Raw genomic sequence first — 19,225 nt, forward strand, 5'->3', positions numbered from 1 at the left:
GAGGAATTAGTTTCCTCCACTGATCCTTGTTATGTTGATGCTAAAACTTCTTTCCGCACTTTGTCCACTAAAGTCTTTTGCCTGGACTTTGATGACATTTTCTCCGGCTTTCAAATTCAAAACTCCTACGAGATACCGATCTTTAAAAAAGAGATCATCAAAATGATGTCCCTCTTTTGTTTTCCATTTTCCTTCTTCAAATCTTAAAGATTCGAAGTTTGCTTGTTTGTAATTCTCCCCATTAAAAACAAACTTAACTTCTTTAATTCCTCTTCTTTGGATATTTTTGATTCCTCCATCGAGGATGCTAACCGTCAGTGGAAAAGCCTTGGACACATTGATATTGTCACCATCATTCAAATTGGTATAATTTTCTCCCACATGAATGAAGAGGTTTACAATTTGGGGAGGTAAATTGTCTTCCACGGGAGGAAGGTAGGCGAGAGGGTCTAGGAGTGTTTTTCCATAGTCCTTTCCTAAAACAAAGTGTAGGTGGCCTCCGGTAGAATGTCCTGTATTTCCTGAAATTCCAATGGTATCCCCAGCAGATACCTGTTTACCGGCCCGGACATTATCATTTCTTGTGCCACCTAAATGGTAGTAACCGCTCACATAACCGTTTTTATGTGCAATCCAAACTATGTTTCCAGATCCACGTTCCTCTTCAAAAGGGTCATCTTCCGCATAACGGGAGTATAGCACAAATCCTTGGCTCATACTTTTGACAGGTTGGAATACAGAGGAGATATCTAAACCATTGTGGAAGTGGTCTTTTCTTGATTCACCGAAGGTACTTGTGATGAGACCTGGAAGTTCCAAACCCTGGATGGGCCAAACAAATTCCGGTTTTATTTCGGAGACTGGTTCCTCTGCGAAAATAAAACTTGCCAAGAGACCGAATACTACAACAATACTTCTCATGTTTAGAGAAGTCTCCTGGCAGGTTCCTTTTTAGGAAAGTAGATAATGAAACAGACTTCTTATACCAATGAAGAAATTTTAGAGATTGTAAAGGCATGTGGTTCTGGGGAAGAAAAAGCCCTTCGGAATTTTTTCGATATTTATTCCCAGGACATTTACAATTTCCCCATCCGAGTCTTTCATTTGAGCGAGGATGATGCTTCCGACTATTATATTTATGCTTTTGAAAGGTTAAAAACCGGAAAACGTTTTAAAAGTTTTGTGGGAAAATCTAGTTTTAAAACTTGGTTTTTCTCGGTTTTAAGAAACTTGCTGATTGATTGGCAACGCACCAAACGCGAGGTCAAAACCCAAACCATTTCCAAAGTCAATAAGGAAGGGAAGGAGTACAGCACCATTGAGGACGAACCAGACAAAAGATCCGAGGCTTTGGCTTTGGCCCTTGATGTTTCGGATCAGTTCCATTCCGTTCTCTCTACGATCAAAATAGAAAACCGCGTAGTCTTTAAACTCTCCTTTGTTTATTATCTCCATTTGGATCCAGAAGAAGTTCAATATATAGCAGAAAAAACAAACCGTTCTGGGGAAGAGATTAGAATTGATGTTTTGCGACTCAGAGAAGAACTTTCCGGCCGTGAAGAAGAAAATTTAAAAATGGAAGATAAAATCACATCTCTGTATTTGAATATTCTGGATTTAAAGGAACAAAAAAAAGCAAAAGCCCAAGGGGATTCCGTAGAAGCCCAGTATTATAAGGAGAGGCTTGACCATGCTTTGGCCAAAAAGTATGAACAAAGGAAGAAATTAATCGAGAAAAAACAAAAAGGACATTTTCTTGTCCGGACCCCATATAGAGAGATTGCTAAAATTTTAGGGATTTCCGAGGGTGGTGTCAGTGTCACCCTGCTTCGGGTTCTAGAAAAAATGCAAAAAAAAATGCATTCTGTGGCTGGGGAGGGCTAATTTCTTTCGTCATACTCTTGCAGGGTGGGGGGACCACATGGAAAATCAGGGTTTTAACGTAGAGACGATGGAGCTAGCCAGGGAGATATTTGTCCGAGGTGAGTATCCGAGCGAGGTTGAGTTGCAGAATCATCCCCGTTTGCAAGAGGCCTTCTGGTTTTGTGAAGAGGCGTTCTTTGCAAGTTTGCGTGAGGAAATGGTCTCCGCTCAACCCTTTGCTGAGTCTTTGGACCTTGCGAAAGCGGAGATTGCCATGACCAAAGCACCGCTTCCTTTGCCTGAATTTTTAAAAGAATACACACGCCATAATTTGATTTTGCCCGAAAAGAGAGATAGTCTGATCGTTCGACTAACACAGTCAGGTGTTCGTGTGATTGATAGCCTTGTTGAGTCCTTACAAATCCGTGGAAGTTTTGAGTTTGCTCCTTCCATGCGTTCTGCCTCTGCAGAAGTTAGTTCTGGTGATGCGAATGCCGTTATCTTTGAAGAAACCACGAGCGAAAACCAAAAGTTCTATTACCAAATTGTAAAGGAAAACCAAGGGGAAGTTTACTTATCAGTGAAAGCGGAAGGAACTCCTGCATTTCAACAAGTGAATTTGCGTAGAGAAGGAAGGTTTATTCTTTCTAGTAAAATCAGTCTAGAAGGCAGTGCGAGCTTTTCGGGATTAGTCCCTGGTAGTTACACCATAGAGTTTGTTGGCCCTGGCCGATCAAAATCGTTTGACTTGTCTATCCTCGTCGGATAGGTTCATGGGAGCATGCTCTCCCTAATCATCGATAGAGTCGGTAACGTTAATATCTTTAACGTTTTGGAGGATCATCTTCCTGTCGAAGAATCCCATATTCAATCTACGTTAGATGACGATCTGATATTAGAATATTTAGGAGAAGTCGAGAGACTCGTCCATGTTTCTCAATCTGTTCTTTCCAAACCAAACCAAATCCTCAATGCAGATATCTTACAAGATTTAAAAATCCTCGGAGAAACCTTCTACCAACAATTTTTTCCACAATCGATTATTGAAAAATTAAAAAATACAACAAAACATAGCATTCATTTTAATATCGATCCAACTCTCGCCTTGGTTCCTTGGGAATTATTACATGACGGAACTAGTTTCCTTTCGGACAAGTTTCGGATAGGAAAGACCATACGAGGTGGATTACATCGTCCTACGCATCATGAAAATCGAAAGATAAAGATGCTCATCATTGCCGATCCTACCGAAGATCTTCCGCATGCACAAAAAGAAGGTGAGGTTTTGTTTTCTGTTCTTAGTCAAAAGGTTCCGACACATCTTTTGGAATTGGAATTTATTGGTGGGAAGCAGGTCACCAAACTAAAGTTACTTTCTCTTATAAAAGATAAACATATTATTCATTATTCAGGGCATCTTCATTTTTCTGATGATTCATTGGAGAACGGTTGGTTATTATCGGATGGGAAGGTATTAAAGGCACGCGAAATTAAGTCTACTGGGATCGATACAGATTTAGTTTTTTCCAATTCTTGTATGTCTGCAAAGTCAGCGGGCAAAAAATTAAATACAAATGTGATGAACCAATATGCAGGAGCATTTCTGACTGCAGGTATCAAAACTTTTGTAGGTACTAATTGGGAAATTTTAGATAACGAAAGAACAATCGATTTTACAGTCAGATTTTATACTTTTTTGTTTTCTGACAAATCGGTGGGTGAGTCTTTGTTTTTGTCCAAAGAATTTGCCAGACGAAACTATCATACTAATGATTTAACTTGGGCAAACTATGCATTGTATGGAAATCCAGACTTCTCTTTATTCGTAAAAGAAAGAAGAAACTTCCATTCTGCACAGATTTTAAATCCAACATCGGTATTAGAGTTTTATCCCACTCCCATTGCCGTTGCCTATTCCAAGTTAGTGAACTCAGGAAAATCTAAAACTACTGGGAAAAATAATATTCTTAGTTTGGCTAAGTTGTTTGAAGCAATCAGTCAAGTAGTAGGGATGATGGTTTTTAGTGATCATGCCGCCCATGCAATGAACAAATCAATTCCGAATAACCCTGATGATGCGGTGTCATTACGAAAATGGTGGGAACTTGTGTACGGATGTATTTGGGATTTTCAAAAACTAAAAATCTCCAGTATTTTAGAGCAGGCCTTACCTGTTTTGCATGAACAAAAAGAAACGATTTTTAAAATTGTAGGATGGATGGAATCTTGGGAAAGAGATGAAATCCAAGAAGACGAAATCGAATCTTACCAAATCATTCTTCAGTTCTTTTTGGAGAATATGTTACTAGAGTTTTCCGAATTAGAGAAAATAAGTATTCTTCTCGTTTCAGAAAATCATAATCCGCATTTTTATTTTAAAGGGATTAAACCCGCTTATTTATATCCATCCTCGCCCGCATCAAAAGATAAATTACAAGAACAACTTTCTAAACATAAAGGAAATTTAGTTCTTGTCCATGAAACTCGTAAAACTGTGATACCTTTTCCAACTTACTTCAAAGAAAAAAAGGAAACTGGGGATTTGGAACTTGTATTTAACGGTCTCACTCCCTTTGTTTTAGGAGCTAAACAGAATTGAGTTTATGCCATCCAGATTTTGGTAACGTATCATGCGGTGCCTGCTGTGGTTTATTTAATTTAAAATTGCAACCCAAAGAGTTTAAAACTCTGTTGTCAGAAAGAACTTCCGAGTTTTATGCCACTGTCGACTTTGAGGTTCGTCATACGTTTCCTATATATCGCAAAGAAAGAGAAACAAAAGAAGTATCCATTCCTAAAAAAGATGATATGACTTACAATTGTCCTTTTTTAGGTTATGTTGATTCAACCAAACAACGCATAGGTTGTATGATTCATCCAATTTTTACCGGAGACCCTAAGAGCCAAAATTTTTCTTTTTACGGTGCTTCCATATGCCAAGCCTATGATTGTAAAAATAAGGAAAGTGTATTGGCTGGCCTTTGGGAATCTTTCTTTGTGGAAATAGCAAAAGATTCTGTGGAGTATTCATATTTATCGGCAGATCATATTTTTACAAGTGCGATCGAACGATATTTCCAATTGATCCAGCGGAATATAGATTCTTTGTTTCAAGAGTTGCGACTTGAGCTTGTGGATTTATTTCGAACTCGTTTAACTAGTTCAATCGATTCTAATTTGACTTCGTTTGAAATTAATTATGAGAATTTCTCTGAACTTGAGGCTTTGGATATTTATTTCACCAAAGAATTAGGAGAATATTGGAAAGAGTGGAGCGAAGTGTTTAGGCAAAAAAATCCCGGATAGAGGTTCTTATCCGGGTTTTGATTGGAGTAAAATTTGCTTATGCTTTAGATGTAACAGTTGCTACTTTTGCTTTTGTTTCAGCTACAACAGTGTTTGCCTTTCCAATGAATGTTTCTACTTGAGAAATTCCTTCTTGAAGGTATTTTCTAAGATTTACGGAAACTTCACTTTGGTCTTGCGCACCTTTTGCCGCTAAATTTTGGAATCCCGCGTTGATTTCAGAAAATGCCTTTTCTGCTTCGACTTTTGCTGTGTTCACAGTGCCTAGGATGAAGTTTAATCCGTCTTTTACTTGTTGTTCCATTTTCATTTCTCCTTTTCGTTTTGTGCAATGCACTACACCTTTTTGTGCGCCGCACATGGATTTGTCAACCCGTTTTTGTATTTTTTTTCCGTATCCCACCAAAAAAGTGGATAGATGCCTCACCCGGAATTTTTGCCTATCCAGTGGAAATCGACCTATTTAGAACTTCTCGACCAACGTATTTTGCCTGGTAAAAAGGAATTTTTGAAATTAACTACCGCCGATGATACCATTATTGCCATTCGAGAAATGGCTGTTAGGGGAGCACCGGCAATTGCCATCACCGGAGTATTTGCACTTACATTAGGCGCCAAATCTAAGTCAGGTGCTAGTACTGAAAACGAGACATCCAAATTACTTTCTTCCGTACTTGAGTCGCGTCCCACTGCAGTTAATTTGAGTTATGCGATTCGAGAAGCAAAAAATCGAATTCAAGGAATTGTTGATTGGGAAACCATCGCTCAAATTTGGGAAACCTATGGTTTGGAAATGATGAAGGAAGATTTGGCGGCAAACAAGGCTTTGGGGGAAAATGGGGTTTCTTTGTTCCCTAAGGACCAATCTGAATTTCATATCATTACCCATTGTAATACGGGTGCCCTTGCTACCGCAGGACATGGCACAGCTCTTGGGGTCATTCGAAGTTTGCGTGATGTAGGAAAGAAAGTAGTCGTTTACGCAGATGAAACTAGACCTTTTCTTCAAGGTTCGAGACTCACTGCATTTGAGATGATGGAAGAGGGAATTGAATGTTATATCATCACAGATGGAATGTCTGGTTGGTTGATGAATCATAAAAAGATTGATGCTGTCCTTGTTGGCTGCGACCGGGTAGCTGCAAATGGAGACACTGCTAACAAAATCGGAACTTATAATTTAGGGATAGTAGCCAAAGAACATGGAGTCCCATTTTACGTCTGTGCCACAAAAGATAGTTTTGATCTAAATTTAAAATCAGGGGAAGAAATTCCTATTGAAATGCGAAAGGAATCAGAAGTGACCCAATTCGATTTTCTAAAGGAAGCCGATGGAAAGTATTTATTTCCTGAGGGAAAAACCTCACCTTTAGGCGCAAGGGCATTGAATCCTTCCTTTGATATAACGAAAGCACACTTAATTAAAAACTTTATCACAGAATTTGGATGTTTTCCTCCTTCAGAGATTTCTAATCGTCTAAAGACTGTATGACGGAATTTGCAATTTTAGGCGGAGGTTGTTTTTGGTGTACGGAAGCTGTGTATCTAAGGATACCAGGTATTTTGTCAGTTACCTCTGGATATGCCGGTGGCACCACTTCCCATCCGACCTATAAAGAGATTTGTACAGGCACTACAGGTCATGCAGAAGTTATTAAAATTGAATTTGATCCAGAAGTGATTTCTTATTCTAAATTACTGGAAATCTTTTGGGTTTCCCATGATCCTACTACACTCAATAAACAAGGTAATGACGTCGGGACACAATATCGGTCTGTTATTTTTTATTTGAATGAAAAACAAAAAGAATTAGCAGTTGAATCGAAAAGAAAACATGCTTATTTATTTCCTGATCCAATTGTAACGGAGATTTCTGAAGCTCCAGAGTTTTATCCTGCGGAAGATTACCACCAAGATTATTTCACACTAAATCCGCAGAATCCATACTGCCATTATGTGATTTTTCCCAAATTGAAAAAACTAGGTTTAAAATTATAATCGTTGTAAGGTGGTTATTTCCCTTTAAACGCGGTTAACATTGCTTTTTCTTGGTTGGGGAAAAAATTCATAACAAACGCAGTTTGAGCTTTGGTTATTTTTTCCACTTGTCTTCTATATTTGATCACAGCACCAGGGTGAGCAGTGTTACGTACAACCACTTTAACATTGTCTTGGTTGTAACGTGCTCCTTTCAGCTCTTCTATTTTTGATCTGAGTAACTCGACTGTTTTGTTTTTCTTTTGATACGCATCAAAAATTTCTTTGAATTTTTCTTTTCGGGCATCATCCAATTTACCACGAGATCTCTGAACCACTTCTTTGATTTTTTGAATTTCTGGTACAAGGGCTTCTAACTCTCGCTCAAATTCAGCAAGTCTAGTACTACCTTCTGTTAGTAATCTGTCATTTTTATAATGGAATCCTACTTCTACAATCGTATCCATTTGTGCTGTGGAACCCAGGGAAGACACAGTAATTCCTTGGTAAGAAATAATATCTGAGCCAATGATGGAGGAAGATTCTCCTGTCAGAATTACATTTCCTAAACATAGAATTTTACTTCCTAAAATAAAATTTTCTACAATACAGTCGCCATCAATTTCGAGGTTTGCATTTTCAATGAACTTAGCACGTAGATCACCCTTGATGCGAATGACACCTTTTCCTTTGGCTTTCACTCCACCTTTTACTTCTAAGTCTTCGCCAACAACAACGTCGGATGACTCCACATTTCCATCTAAATATAAAGAACCTTGGCAATTAACAATGGCACCCTCTTCGATCGTTCCTTTAACTCGAATCGTTCCTTCAAAGTTGATGTTCCCTGTTCCTAGTCCAATGTTACTCTCTATATTTAATTCAGGAGAAACTGTGAGAGATGTATCTGTTGAAAAAACAACTCCACTAAGAGATGCAAAATACTCTTTAAGTTGGCGACCAGGTTTTTCAGGATCTTCCACAGTTTTTGGTAGAATGTTTTTTCCTAATGTAAGTCTTGGTCTATCGATGGGATTCGGATATATTGGGTTTCCTAAAACGTCAATTCCTTGTTCGCCGGCAACTCCTTCAAACAAAGTAGCAAGTCTTTCGCCTTCTTTTACGTGAACATACTTATTAATATTTCTATAATCTGCGGATCCGTCATCTTTTAAAACAACACGTTGTGCCCTTGGGAAATAAAATTTAATCCAACCGCTTTCGCCTTGTTTGGCGGGTTTCCCTTGAGCTACTACAAAATTAAATTCTTCTTTTACTTTGGTAGGATCTTTTAGTATTTTGTCGATTTCGATCGCTGCTAAATCAACCTCTTTCATCAAAATCCGATCTCTATGAATGGAAGCATTATCAAGAGCTTCATAAATCAATATATTGCTCATTGAACCGCCTAACAACCAAATTGGTTTTGCCACCAAAGTTGCTGTAAGTCGATCCTCGGAGATTTGGATTTTCAGTCCCCGTTCCGGATTGAAGTCCGGTGCATTTTTAACGTCCATTCTGTTAAAAGTATCGGCATTTTTTTTAGGAGAAACGACAAATTCTATCGATTCAGCCAATATAGAAAACTTCCAAAAGTTTGGAGGAGGGCTGGAACTCCAAAGATTTGGGAATGTAGGGGGAGGCTGTCCCCATGAGTGAGGGCAGTGGAGGTGCGGTGGACATAAGGAATTCGTTTTTTTTGGAACAGGAGAGCCAACTTTTCCGATTCCTCTGGGGAGATCACAGAATCCGTCTGTCCGTGGAGGAGCGAAACTGGACCATTTAAAGTTTCTAACTGGTAAAAGGGGGAAAGATTTTCCGGAAGATTTTCAGGAACAGTGTCCAGGACACGTTTTGCCAATTGTTTCCGGAAGTTTCCATCGGCTCCCACTTGGGAAAAGAATTCTTTTGCCAGGTTAGATGTTTTTTTCAGTAGGATTTCCGCACGGGCCTCATTTCCCATTCGTTTGAGCCCATTGTCCAAAGCAGCTTCATAGTAAACAGATTCCAATTCTTCTGCAAGATTTGGCTCAAATCGATGGAGCATATTAAAAAGAATCACATAAACGGCATAGGGATCGACATGGTAGTTTGAAAAAACGAAGGGAACCGTCTCTAAAAAATTACAATAAGCTCCGATGACCATCGATGTTTTGATTTTGTTTCTTGTATTGGATTTGGAAGCAGCAATAAGCCCCATTCCACCAGAAAAACTAGCAGATAGATATCCTAAATCCTCTCCATTGAACAGTTGTTTTGTGGAATAGATTTCCATCATCAGAGCTTGGATATTGGATATAGTTTTTTCTTCGATTCTTAACCCTTTCACTTCTGGTAGTTCAGGAAGGATCACACTATGGTTGGAGCTGGCAATGTTTTCTGCTAGTTCTAAGATCCTTGGATCGTCAATACCCATTGCACTCATGCCATGTTGTATAAAAACACCTGGTAAAGTATTTGGATTTTTTCCTGCAGGATAAAAATGAAATGCTCTCCTACCTGTATTGGGAAGTAGAAGTTCCTTACGCTCTAAAGATTTTTTTTGTTTCAACCCGGCATAACTCAAAATGAGTGGAATTGCCAAAACGTAAGGTTTCATTCGGTTTTAGTTTTTGGGAGTAGGGAATTTTTCCAACAATAAAATCAAATAAAGTCTACCCATATACTCTTCTCCTCGCCTGTCTTTGAGATTGAAGATAAGTATATACTGGCGAAAATGTTCGAGAGAAATGGGGACTAACTTATGGTTTAAATTCTCCGGTGGCAAAATGTCTATTTCGTAACGGCCAAGTCTCATTTCTGTAATTAACTTCCCGGCGATCTGGTTTGCAAATTCCATCATGATGGATGCAGAATGAGAACGGGAAGTGGGATCAATTTGAAAGGCTTTGGCAATTTTAGGAAGGAGCTTTAGTTTGGTATAACCATCTAATGCTAAATATACTTTTCCATTGATATCACCAACAAATTCAACAAGTGTACAATTCTCAAAACATAGTCCTTCATTTTTTGAAGGACCATAAGCTTCTCTTTCTGCGTAAATCAGTAAAGTTTTTTGAAAATGTTCCGGTAATACTTGCGAAACAGTTAGAATGAATTTTTCATCAATGAGTGGATCCATTTATGCCGCGTGGTAGAGGATACTTTCTTCCAAAGATTTATATGCAGCTTTAATCCAAATATCGAATTTGATTCCAGGGATGGAGCTGTTGGAGTAACCAAGTGCCACTTCAGAAGGATAACCAAGTTTGTCTAACTCCTCGATGAATTGATTAAAAAAATCAGAAAAGACATCGAGTTTGTCATTCGGAATGATCGCTGCATATAAGGTCTCTTCTAATTGATACAAACCCAATCCGATACTTGAGTTTTGTTTTCCAAGTAAGTTGAGCCCTATCGCTATTTCAGATTGAAAGTTTGTATTTATGAATTTGAAGAGAATCAAAGTCACATTTTCTTTAGATTCAAAAACGGATTTGGCCATCCCGTAAAAATGTGATGCATTAAAAAGTTTAGAAACAGGATGTTTTATCACCTTAGCATATTCTTTTTTCGCCATTATCTTTTCGGATATAACTGTCGATTTTTCCCAGAAAAATTGGATTTCTGATTCATTCCAAGTTTCTTTGGTTGAGAAACACAAAAAACCAAATAAATGCGCATTCATTGTTAATGGTATATATAATTTTCTTTTTCCATTGGAAATGGCGGGAAGTAATTCTCTAATTCTTCCTTCTTCGTATTCGTTCCACTCCACTGCATTGTCATCTGTTTCGACTAATATTTCTGCTTTTTGCCAAAAACATTCCTTAAATTCTTTTCCATTAAAGTAGAAGTATTGTATAGAACTGAGTTTTTCACTAGTAAAAGCGAACGGAAATTCCTTTACTGCTTCACAAAATAACGATCGTTCTTCGGCCTCGATCTCTTCGCGGGCAAGAAGTATTGGATCTTTTTTCCAGAGAATTTCATTCGTTTTGGGCTCAGCATTAGAAGCATCTATTGGTAAAGAAGTCGCCGTATCAAAAATAATATCTGCTTGTGGTTCCTGACCTGTTAAACCTTCTGTATGCTGTGGATCCTTTGAGGTTTGGGACTGGTCTGGTTTTTGGAAGTCCAAACTGTATAAGAATAATGCGAGCAATAAACAAGATACGGCTAGAAGAGTAAAACTCACCCAGGAAAAATAGAAAGTGTACTGAAGGATGACGCCAATGATAAAAAAAATTGCGGGAATTGTATATCGTTTCATGGTTACTTAGCCGTTACTCAATATAACGGGTAAAATGGGGATTCGCTAAACTGATTTTCCCTTTCCGCTGAGGCAAATGAAACTCTATTCTGAATTGGCCGAATACTATTTTACCATTGAAGAACCAAGCCGTAAGTTTTCGGAAGAAATTCTTTTCCTGCGAGATACATTTAAGCGACATAAAATTCATACTGTTTTGGATATCGGTTGTGGAACAGGCGAACATATCAAGGAACTCCAAGGAATGGGTTTCAAACCACTTGGAGTGGACGGTTCTCCAAGGATGTTGGAGATTGCCAAGGTTCGGTTTCCCCATTGCCAATTTGAACTAGGAAAAATGGAAGCCTATGTCGCAAAACAACCTGTAGACGCAGTGATTTGTTTGTATGGAACCTTTAATTATCTCATAAACGATGATTTAGTTCAAAATTTCTTACGTAATTGCCATAAAAACTTAAAACAAGCCGGGCTTTTGGTTCTGGAAATTTGGAACGCAGACCCAATCCACAGAATCAAACGAAAACCTATCACAACAGTAAGTAATGTTCGTCAAGGTGCTACCTCGATTCGCAGAAATAGAGGATTTCGATTAACGAGAGCAGACGATGTTGCCATTGTAGAAGTAAACTATGTATATAATCTAAATCAAAAGGATTTAAAAGACAAACATACCATGCGTGTCTTTCATTTCCCACAAGTTCAGAATTTCTTAGACGATAATAAATTTGATGTTCTACATGTTTATAGCAACTACGACGGTGAAAAATATATAAAAACCGGCGCAAGGATGCTCATCGTAGCCAAAAAGAGGTCTTGACTTTCTTTTTTTCGTACGGTATCCCAATCTATTGGGAGAACCTATGTCTAGTCCAAACCATTTCCAAGTCATCGTTATTGGAGGAGGGCCCGGCGGTTATGTCGCAGCCATCCGTGCTGCACAATTAGGTTTACAAACTTGTCTTGTGGAACGTGAAAAACTTGGCGGAGTTTGTTTGAACTGGGGTTGTATTCCCACCAAAGCTCTGTTAGAAAGTGCTCATGTTTTAGAACATTTAAAACATGCAGCTAGTTTCGGTTTGTCTTGTGAAAATATCAAAGCTGATTTTGATGCAGTGATCAAACGTTCTCGCTCTGTTGCCGACCAAATGGCCAAGGGTGTTGAATTTCTCATGAAGAAAAACAAAATCACCGTTGTAAATGGTGAGGCAAGTTTCCAAAATTCCAAAACCATCCAGGTAAAATCGAGTGCAGGAGAACCTTCCACTTTTACTGCCGATTTTTTTATATTAGCGGTGGGTGCAAAAAACAAAGCTCTCCCATTTTTACCTTTTGACGGAAAACGCGTGTTATCTGCTAGGGATGCCATGATCGAACCGAAAGTCATTTCAAACCTTGCCATCATTGGGGCTGGTGCGATTGGCGTGGAGTTTGCCGATTTTTATGCAAGTATGGGATCTAAGGTCACCATCATTGAATTCCAAGACCATTTACTTCCCAATGAAGATTTGGAAATTTCGGGAGTTCTGGAAAGAAGTTTTAAAAAACGAGGGATAGAACAGTATTTGAGTTTTGGTGTAGAGACAGCTACTGTCTCAGATTCAGGATTGGAACTTACCATACAAGATCGTAAATCGGCAAAAAAAGAAAAATTAAACTTTGATAAGGTGATTGTTGGAGTGGGAATATCACCTAATACAAGTAATATTGGTTTAGATGAAATTGGAATCAAATTGAAAAATGGATTTGTTGACTTTGTAGGAAACTATCGTTCTACAGTGGATCATATCTATGCCATTGGGGATTGTATTGTTACACCAGCTCTTGCCCATGTGGCCAGTGCCGAAGGAATCCGTGCGGCAGAGGATATTTCTGTGCGACTAGGGAACCCACACCATTTACAAATTTCAAGGCTCAATTATTCGTATATTCCTGGATGTACCTATTGTCATCCAGAAGTGGCAAGTGTCGGCCTTACTGAAGAAAAAGCCAAAGCACAAGGTTATGAGGTCAGTGTTGGAAAATTTCCGTTCACTGCCAGTGGTCGTGCCCAAGCCCAAGGGGACACAACGGGAATGGTTAAAATTGTTTCTGATAAAAAACATGGGGAAATTTTGGGTGCACATATCATTGGGAGTGGAGCAACAGAAATGATCGCAGAACTGACGCTTGGTGCCAATATGGAAATTACTGTTCGGGAGCTTGCAAACACCATTCATGCCCATCCTACTTTGTCAGAAGGAATTATGGAAAGTGCGGCGGCGGTGTTAGGTGAAGCGATTAATATATAAGGGGGGTCGAATTGTATGTTCGATTTTGTCGCTTTCCTGGAGCGAATTGGATGAAATTCTCTGAAATTGCAAAAGAAACTGATATCTCATCGATTGGTTTATCATCTGTGCTTCGTGAGGATGGAAGTAGCCATAAAGGAGGCTATTCTTTTGATGTGAGTTATGTAAAGGATCAAAATGGGAAAACAAGTATTATAAAATATAATGATGACTTTAGAGATGGAGTTATACCTGAACCGAAATCTCCTCTCGACCAATTTTTGGATCGAATTTCAAATGAACCGTCTAACAAATTTTCCTATAATCCTTATTATATGGTAGATGGAAATGGGAACAGAACTCCGAATTTCTTTACTGCAGTCGGAAAAGATAACTGGCAATTGAATAAAGACTGGGATAGTAAAGGTGATATTGGGCTATCCGCAGATCAAAGAAAAGAATTCTCCAAATTAATGAGAGATATGGCGTTAAAACATGATCCTCCTGTAACATTGACAGATGATAATGTTAAACAGATGTGGAATCACAGACATCATCTTCATGTAACGGAAATTAACAAATGAAATTAATAGTCATTTTATTTTTAGTCGTTTCTTTACTTTCTGGGTGTTCATCAGATTTAAAATCGCAAAGACAAATTGAAGAAGAGCAAATTTATCTATCTGAAATGAATTATCTAGTCGAAAGTTACGTTCCTTTGTCTAAACAAATGAAACAAAAGAAATACCCAGATACCTGGATAGAGAATCTTTACTTTGAATCTACTAAATATAAAGTCAAAATCAATACTTCCGCATTAGAGAAGAGAAATATGTCGGCTACTATTGCCATAAAAGAAATTCTGAATATTTATGAAGAAGGAAGGGAGAAGGTTTTCTTTTTTAAAAATGGTCTCATATTTAGGATCGTTTATACGGAGCCAGTGATGCCTCCAGATAGTCCTTCTTATCCTGGCGACTATGGCCTTCGATTTGATTTTAAGAATGGGAAACTAGAAACTCTAGGTTGCTATTTCCAACAAAAACCATGCCAGGAAATGATTCATTTGGATCCATCAGGAGAAGTAGTAAAGGTAACCAAAGAAAAAGCACAATGTACTAAGGGTTGCGGACACTTAGTTCCCTATCGAATTCCAGGATACTACAAGATCGCCGATCACAAAGTGCGAGTCAGAAAGGAGCCTTCCGTAAAATCGGAAATCGTCGCCGAACTGAATAAAGATACTCCTGTTGAAGTAATCGCAGATTCAGAAGTTTTTGAAGAAATTTTCCCTCATTATGGAACATGGGGAAAAGTCAGATTGGAAGATGGGAGGGAAGGTTATGTATATGGAGCTTTTCTTCGTGCACCTGGTGAAATCGACGTAGTATCCATACGCGAAAAAGCGGGAGAGTGGAAAAAGAAAAACGGATGGAAAGAAAAATGAAGTGAAACTTCTTTATTTAGCATGTTTTACTTATTTTTTCAATTGCTCACACGTTTTCGAACTTGAAGTAAAAAAAGAGGTCGGTGGCACAGATTATATTCTGGCGGAAACTGCATGTAGCCGGTATGGTTATCGCATTCCCGTTATTGAAGAACTCATCTGGGCCGATGTTTTCGGAGGACTGAATGAAGTTCGTTCGAAAATGACTAACATTGAACGGTATGCAATTTTATCGTCAAGTAGAGAAGGGATTCTCGACTTTCATTTAGGTTACATTTTGCAATCCAGAGAAACATACATTTTTAAGAACACCGTCCCAGTTGGTTATGGGTTTTGTATTCCAAACCATAAAACTATTCCGTATCATTACGCTCTCATAAGCAATCGAATCATAGATTATATCTCCTCAAAATTTAAAAAAACGCAATTTTCGTATATTGGAAAAGGGACATACAAAGAAGCAGGGCTTTGGTGCGCAAAGATATCTCATAATGAAAAACGTATATTAATCTCTACTGACGATATAGGGACTTTCAGGAATTCTTCACTTTTTAAAAACCTTTTTAAGGTTGGAATTGAATCTTTTTGGTTAATAGATAAGACAGAGGATTTTTTCTTCCATCAAGTCTATTATAGTTTTTCAGACAGAATCGAAGTAGAAGAAGATATAAATCAAGAAAAAGGAATTATATGTCGTTCATCAAATTAAAAGTCGAATTTGAACTAAAATACCAACTAATTTAAATTTCATAATTTTATCACAAATCAAAGGGAAGAAATCCAAAAGCAAAAGCTGAAAGAAAAAATAGCAGTAAATGCAGATAAAATCAACGAACTGAATAGTTTGCAGATAGAGAACAGAGTCAATGCATTGAATCAAAATGGCAAATTAAGCCAAGGGAAAAATGGGCCAATTGCGCAAACTGTCAAATCCACATATGAGTATTTTCAAGGAATTAATATCGAAACCGAAATTGCAGGTCTATCTGGCGATAAGAAAGCGATTGCAAGGGATGCGCTTAAATATATACAAGATTACACATCAGCAGACCAATTTGCTAACGACACCCAAAGTGCACTTTGTAACGTGATTTCTGCTTGGGAGGCTGGGATACTAGCGAATAGAAGCCCAGAACAAGTGAATCGAAACTTTGCAGAGTTTTACAAAGAACAAGTTCTTGCGGGGAATATCAAAAAAGACAACTATGGTAGCACAGTAGGAGTTTTTTACAATAGCGATAAACCGTATTTGGAACCTACAAAGGTATTGTCTAATAACATTGACTTCTCGACGGATGCAGGAAAGGCAAGTGCAATTCAGGAGTTGAATACAACCTCTGCTCGCGTAGCTCAAATCTATCTTGATTATCCAGGTGGGAAAAAAGGAGAACATTTTGTGATTGCTTATAAAAATGCTCAGGGAGACTGGATTATCAAGGATCATAATGAGAAGGGATCAATGAATCCAGACAATTGGAAGAATGGTGGAAAATTAATAAATGCAATAAATAGAGGACTAATCGCAGATATCCGGTTAGTGGAATAAGGAGTAAGAATGAAAAAGATTGCCTATGTGTTTTTAGTAAGTTGTGTTTTCATCAATTGTGGGATAACCCCCCTTGATGAAAAATATGCAGATAAAAATCACTTCTATTACTTTGTTGATAGACTAGAAAATCTGCATAGATATGGATTTTCTGATTTAGAGCGGTACCAATACGGGAAGTTTGATACTCAAACGGCAAGTTTAACCTTGTATGGCATTACTACATGGGAGCCGAAAAAGGTTTTAAAATTCAAACATTATAAAGATGATGTTTTTTATATAGATGGCTATGAAAAGTTTTTCCTGCATCTAGGAAGAAAAGATTGTACAGATATAGTATTCGCCTTACACAATCCTCTAACTTAATTTAGATTATTGATCTTCTTCCATTTTTAATTCTCGGATTCCTTCTTGGAAAACTTGATAGGGAGTTCTTCCGTTCATATTTCTGCCTTGATGTGATCTTTCGTTGTTATAGAACTTTAGATAAACCTGGAAATCTTTTTCCATTTCTTCTACTGTTTCATAAAAGTTGGTTCTCCCAGCGACCCTGAAGTGTTCGTCGAGCAATGTTCGATGAAGTCTTTCCACATATCCGTTGCTTTGTGGTCTTCTCACTTTTGTCGTTCTATGTTCTATATCTTCTAGTTGAAGGAATAATTCAAACGGATGTTGGTCTTCTCTCCCACAGTATTCTCGTCCATTATCTGTTAGAATTGTTTTGATAGGAATGTTGTGTTCTTCGAAGAAAGGAAGTACTTCATTGTTTAAAGTCTGAACAGCCGTGATTGGCATTTTCGATGTATGAAGAGTTCCCCACGCATATCTGGAATGACAATCTATAACTGTCTGCAGATAGACTCTTCCTATTCCTTTCAAGGTTCCTACCATAAAAGTATCCATAGCCACTAAATCACCTGTAAAATCAGCCTGAATGTGCCTGTCTCGGTATTCAGGATTGAATTTCTCAAGTAGCTTTATTTGATTTTCATTCAATTCAATAGGATGTTCTTTAAGATGTTGATCCAGTCTTAAAAGTCTTTGGTGTTTCGTAAGAAGTTTAGTCCTTGTCCAAACCCCTCGGACTCCGCCTGAACTTACGCTATGACCTTTTAAATTCAATTGTTGAGCAACACGAATGGAACCATGAGTTGGATTGATGAGGCTATAATCCAGAATCACTTTTTCGAGTTCTTCCGACAATCGGTTTGGATGAGGGTTGGTCGCTCCAGATACTCTGTCGATCAAACCTTCTGAACCAAACGTTTGGTAGTTTCTTCTGATCTCATAGAATTGTTGTCTGGAGTAGCCCATGATCTTACAGGCTTTACTGACATTGCTTAATTCATTTGCTAATTCTAACAAATTTAGCTTTCTTCTCGCTGCTTTGGTGCTTACGTTGGTATTGGTGGTCATGCATTTTCCCTCCTAGGAAATGACTTTGTGGTAAAAATCATTTTTCTAAATAGAGGATGTGTGACCACTGCTTCTTTACGAAACTGTCAGGTGAATACTATACTAGCACAAAAAGATAGAGTCATTGATTTTCTTAAGGATAAAGAAGATATCAAGTCTAGTTTTGCTGGAGGGTATGGCGAAGAAGAATTAATTTCCCTTGAAGCATGCAAAGCCCATGCGGAAAGAGTTCAAAAAGAAATCGAAGACGCCCAACAGTGTGATGGTTGCCAAGGTCCAATGTAATTAATTTTTGTAAAATGATAACTCCTATCACTTATAAGGGTGAAATCAAAAATGTGGACGTTTCGTTTTTTCAAAAAATTTGATTAAACGAAACTGTTTCAGTTGTGAATGGTCCAAATAAAAAAAGACTGAGGCCAATTTCGTTACCGGAGATTAGTGACTCCAAATCTATCTTGATTATAGATTTTCTCCTACTTACACTCTCAAATTAGAAAAATATTGGTTGATTCAAAAATAAAAAGTGTATATTTTTAAGATATACATGAATTTTCCTGAGTTTTCGACCATTGAAGGTTTTGATTGGGATAAAGGAAATGTTGAAAAAAATTGGATTAAACATAAAGTTAAACCGGGCGAAACCGAAGAAATCTTCTTTAATGAACCATTGTTAGTTGTAAGTGATGATGTTCATTCTGAAAATGAAAAGAGATTTGCGGCTTTAGGTATTAGCAACTATTCAAGAAAGTTATTTGCTGTTTTTACTGTTCGAAATAATAAAATCAGAATCATTTCTGTCAAAGATATGAGTAAAAAGGAGAGAAAAGTTTATGAAAGCTATCAAAAAGAAACTTCCTAAGTTTAAGTCTATTGACGATGAGATTACATTTTGGGATAAAAATGATGCTACTGATTTCTTCGATTTCGAGAATCCTGAAAAAACATCTTTTCCTAACCTTAAGCCTACGACAAAAATGATTTCTTTACGATTGCCTGAATCTTTATTGGAAAGACTCAAGACTCTTGCTAACAAAAATGACGTTCCTTACCAATCATTAATCAAAATTTTACTTTCAGAAAAAGTAAATGAAGAATTTAAGAAAGTCGGATAATCTACCTATTTAACTACAACCCCCCGCGCCAGCGAT

Annotated in this window: 23 protein-coding genes; 16 read left to right on the forward strand and 7 right to left on the reverse strand. The window is 37.8% G+C overall.

The window, feature by feature from the left end; genetic code table 11:
• Positions 1-6: 6 nt before the first annotated feature.
• Entirely contained in the window at positions 7-921 is a 915-nt protein-coding gene (locus ND811_RS04670) for a M23 family metallopeptidase (protein WP_265350130.1), read from the reverse strand.
• A 45-nt stretch (positions 922-966) separates the two neighbouring features.
• Between ND811_RS04670 and ND811_RS04675 the strand changes: the two genes are divergently transcribed.
• The 4 genes from ND811_RS04675 to ND811_RS04690 are packed head-to-tail and all read left to right on the forward strand — an operon-like array spanning position 967 to position 5,169.
• Positions 967-1,884 (forward strand): sigma-70 family RNA polymerase sigma factor, encoded by a 918-nt coding sequence (locus tag ND811_RS04675; RefSeq protein WP_265350129.1) that lies wholly within the window; start codon positions 967-969, stop codon positions 1,882-1,884.
• A 37-nt stretch (positions 1,885-1,921) separates the two neighbouring features.
• Positions 1,922-2,632 carry a hypothetical protein gene (locus ND811_RS04680; protein WP_265350128.1) on the forward strand — a complete coding sequence of 237 codons (711 nt, stop codon included), beginning with the start codon at positions 1,922-1,924 and terminating at the stop codon, positions 2,630-2,632.
• Positions 2,633-2,644: 12 nt separating this feature from the next.
• Positions 2,645-4,462, forward strand: a complete 1,818-nt coding sequence (locus tag ND811_RS04685) for a CHAT domain-containing protein (RefSeq protein ID WP_265350127.1) — start codon at positions 2,645-2,647, stop codon at positions 4,460-4,462.
• On the forward strand, positions 4,459-5,169 hold the full coding sequence (locus tag ND811_RS04690; RefSeq protein WP_265350126.1) for a hypothetical protein: 711 nt from the start codon (positions 4,459-4,461) through the stop codon (positions 5,167-5,169). Before ND811_RS04685 ends, ND811_RS04690 begins: the two co-directional genes overlap by 4 nt.
• Before the next feature lie 37 nt (positions 5,170-5,206).
• Here ND811_RS04690 and ND811_RS04695 read toward each other — a convergent pair whose 3' ends face one another.
• Positions 5,207-5,473: a sigma-54 down-regulated protein gene (locus ND811_RS04695; protein ID WP_265350125.1), complete on the reverse strand. Its 267-nt coding sequence runs from the start codon at positions 5,471-5,473 to the stop codon at positions 5,207-5,209.
• A 114-nt stretch (positions 5,474-5,587) separates the two neighbouring features.
• Here ND811_RS04695 and mtnA point away from each other — a divergent pair, with 114 nt between their 5' ends.
• Together mtnA and msrA are read left to right on the forward strand one after the other, a co-directional pair.
• Positions 5,588-6,661: an S-methyl-5-thioribose-1-phosphate isomerase gene (mtnA, locus tag ND811_RS04700; protein ID WP_265350124.1), complete on the forward strand. Its 1,074-nt coding sequence runs from the start codon at positions 5,588-5,590 to the stop codon at positions 6,659-6,661.
• Positions 6,658-7,167 (forward strand): peptide-methionine (S)-S-oxide reductase MsrA, encoded by a 510-nt coding sequence (gene msrA, locus ND811_RS04705; RefSeq protein ID WP_265350123.1) that lies wholly within the window; start codon positions 6,658-6,660, stop codon positions 7,165-7,167. The genes mtnA and msrA overlap by 4 nt, the downstream gene beginning before the upstream one ends.
• A gap of 14 nt (positions 7,168-7,181) precedes the next feature.
• On the opposite strand, the gene ND811_RS04710 is transcribed toward msrA, so the two are convergent.
• Genes ND811_RS04710 through ND811_RS04725 form a run of 4 tightly spaced genes read right to left on the reverse strand, consistent with a single transcriptional unit; the run spans position 7,182 to position 11,398 of the window.
• Positions 7,182-8,663, reverse strand: coding sequence for a DUF342 domain-containing protein (locus ND811_RS04710; RefSeq protein ID WP_322113434.1), 1,482 nt, complete (start codon positions 8,661-8,663; stop codon positions 7,182-7,184).
• A gap of 44 nt (positions 8,664-8,707) precedes the next feature.
• Entirely contained in the window at positions 8,708-9,745 is a 1,038-nt protein-coding gene (locus ND811_RS04715; protein ID WP_265350121.1) for an alpha/beta hydrolase, read from the reverse strand.
• Positions 9,746-9,751: 6 nt separating this feature from the next.
• A complete protein-coding gene (locus ND811_RS04720) occupies positions 9,752-10,267 on the reverse strand; it encodes a chemotaxis protein CheX (protein ID WP_135573676.1) in 516 nt (171 codons plus the stop codon).
• Positions 10,268-11,398: a hypothetical protein gene (locus tag ND811_RS04725; protein ID WP_265350120.1), complete on the reverse strand. Its 1,131-nt coding sequence runs from the start codon at positions 11,396-11,398 to the stop codon at positions 10,268-10,270.
• A gap of 76 nt (positions 11,399-11,474) precedes the next feature.
• Between ND811_RS04725 and ND811_RS04730 the strand changes: the two genes are divergently transcribed.
• From ND811_RS04730 to ND811_RS04760, 7 genes are all read left to right on the forward strand, one after another.
• Entirely contained in the window at positions 11,475-12,215 is a 741-nt protein-coding gene (locus ND811_RS04730) for a class I SAM-dependent DNA methyltransferase (RefSeq protein ID WP_265350119.1), read from the forward strand.
• Positions 12,216-12,258: 43 nt separating this feature from the next.
• Entirely contained in the window at positions 12,259-13,686 is a 1,428-nt protein-coding gene (gene lpdA, locus ND811_RS04735; RefSeq protein ID WP_265350118.1) for a dihydrolipoyl dehydrogenase, read from the forward strand.
• Between the two features lie 50 nt (positions 13,687-13,736).
• Positions 13,737-14,249, forward strand: a complete 513-nt coding sequence (locus ND811_RS04740) for a hypothetical protein (RefSeq protein ID WP_265350117.1) — start codon at positions 13,737-13,739, stop codon at positions 14,247-14,249.
• Positions 14,246-15,112: an SH3 domain-containing protein gene (locus ND811_RS04745; RefSeq protein ID WP_100720522.1), complete on the forward strand. Its 867-nt coding sequence runs from the start codon at positions 14,246-14,248 to the stop codon at positions 15,110-15,112. Before ND811_RS04740 ends, ND811_RS04745 begins: the two co-directional genes overlap by 4 nt.
• Position 15,113: 1 nt before the next feature.
• Positions 15,114-15,821, forward strand: coding sequence for a hypothetical protein (locus tag ND811_RS04750; RefSeq protein ID WP_265350116.1), 708 nt, complete (start codon positions 15,114-15,116; stop codon positions 15,819-15,821).
• 162 nt (positions 15,822-15,983) lie between these two features.
• Positions 15,984-16,658 (forward strand): hypothetical protein, encoded by a 675-nt coding sequence (locus tag ND811_RS04755; RefSeq protein ID WP_265365516.1) that lies wholly within the window; start codon positions 15,984-15,986, stop codon positions 16,656-16,658.
• Between the two features lie 9 nt (positions 16,659-16,667).
• Entirely contained in the window at positions 16,668-17,024 is a 357-nt protein-coding gene (locus tag ND811_RS04760; protein ID WP_265350114.1) for a hypothetical protein, read from the forward strand.
• Between the two features lie 6 nt (positions 17,025-17,030).
• Here the strand turns inward: ND811_RS04760 and ND811_RS04765 are convergent, their stop codons facing one another.
• Positions 17,031-18,074, reverse strand: coding sequence for an IS481 family transposase (locus ND811_RS04765; protein ID WP_265350113.1), 1,044 nt, complete (start codon positions 18,072-18,074; stop codon positions 17,031-17,033).
• A gap of 27 nt (positions 18,075-18,101) precedes the next feature.
• Between ND811_RS04765 and ND811_RS04770 the strand changes: the two genes are divergently transcribed.
• The 3 genes from ND811_RS04770 (at position 18,102) to ND811_RS04780 (ending at position 19,189) form a co-directional block, all read left to right on the forward strand.
• Positions 18,102-18,359, forward strand: a complete 258-nt coding sequence (locus tag ND811_RS04770; protein ID WP_265350112.1) for a hypothetical protein — start codon at positions 18,102-18,104, stop codon at positions 18,357-18,359.
• 262 nt (positions 18,360-18,621) lie between these two features.
• Complete coding sequence (locus ND811_RS04775; protein ID WP_135656145.1) at positions 18,622-18,936, forward strand: BrnT family toxin; 315 nt, start codon at positions 18,622-18,624, stop codon at positions 18,934-18,936.
• Positions 18,908-19,189 carry a BrnA antitoxin family protein gene (locus tag ND811_RS04780; RefSeq protein WP_100735050.1) on the forward strand — a complete coding sequence of 94 codons (282 nt, stop codon included), beginning with the start codon at positions 18,908-18,910 and terminating at the stop codon, positions 19,187-19,189. Before ND811_RS04775 ends, ND811_RS04780 begins: the two co-directional genes overlap by 29 nt.
• Positions 19,190-19,225 lie beyond the last annotated feature (36 nt).

This window comes from Leptospira soteropolitanensis (assembly GCF_026151655.1).
GTDB lineage: Bacteria > Spirochaetota > Leptospiria > Leptospirales > Leptospiraceae > Leptospira_A > Leptospira_A soteropolitanensis.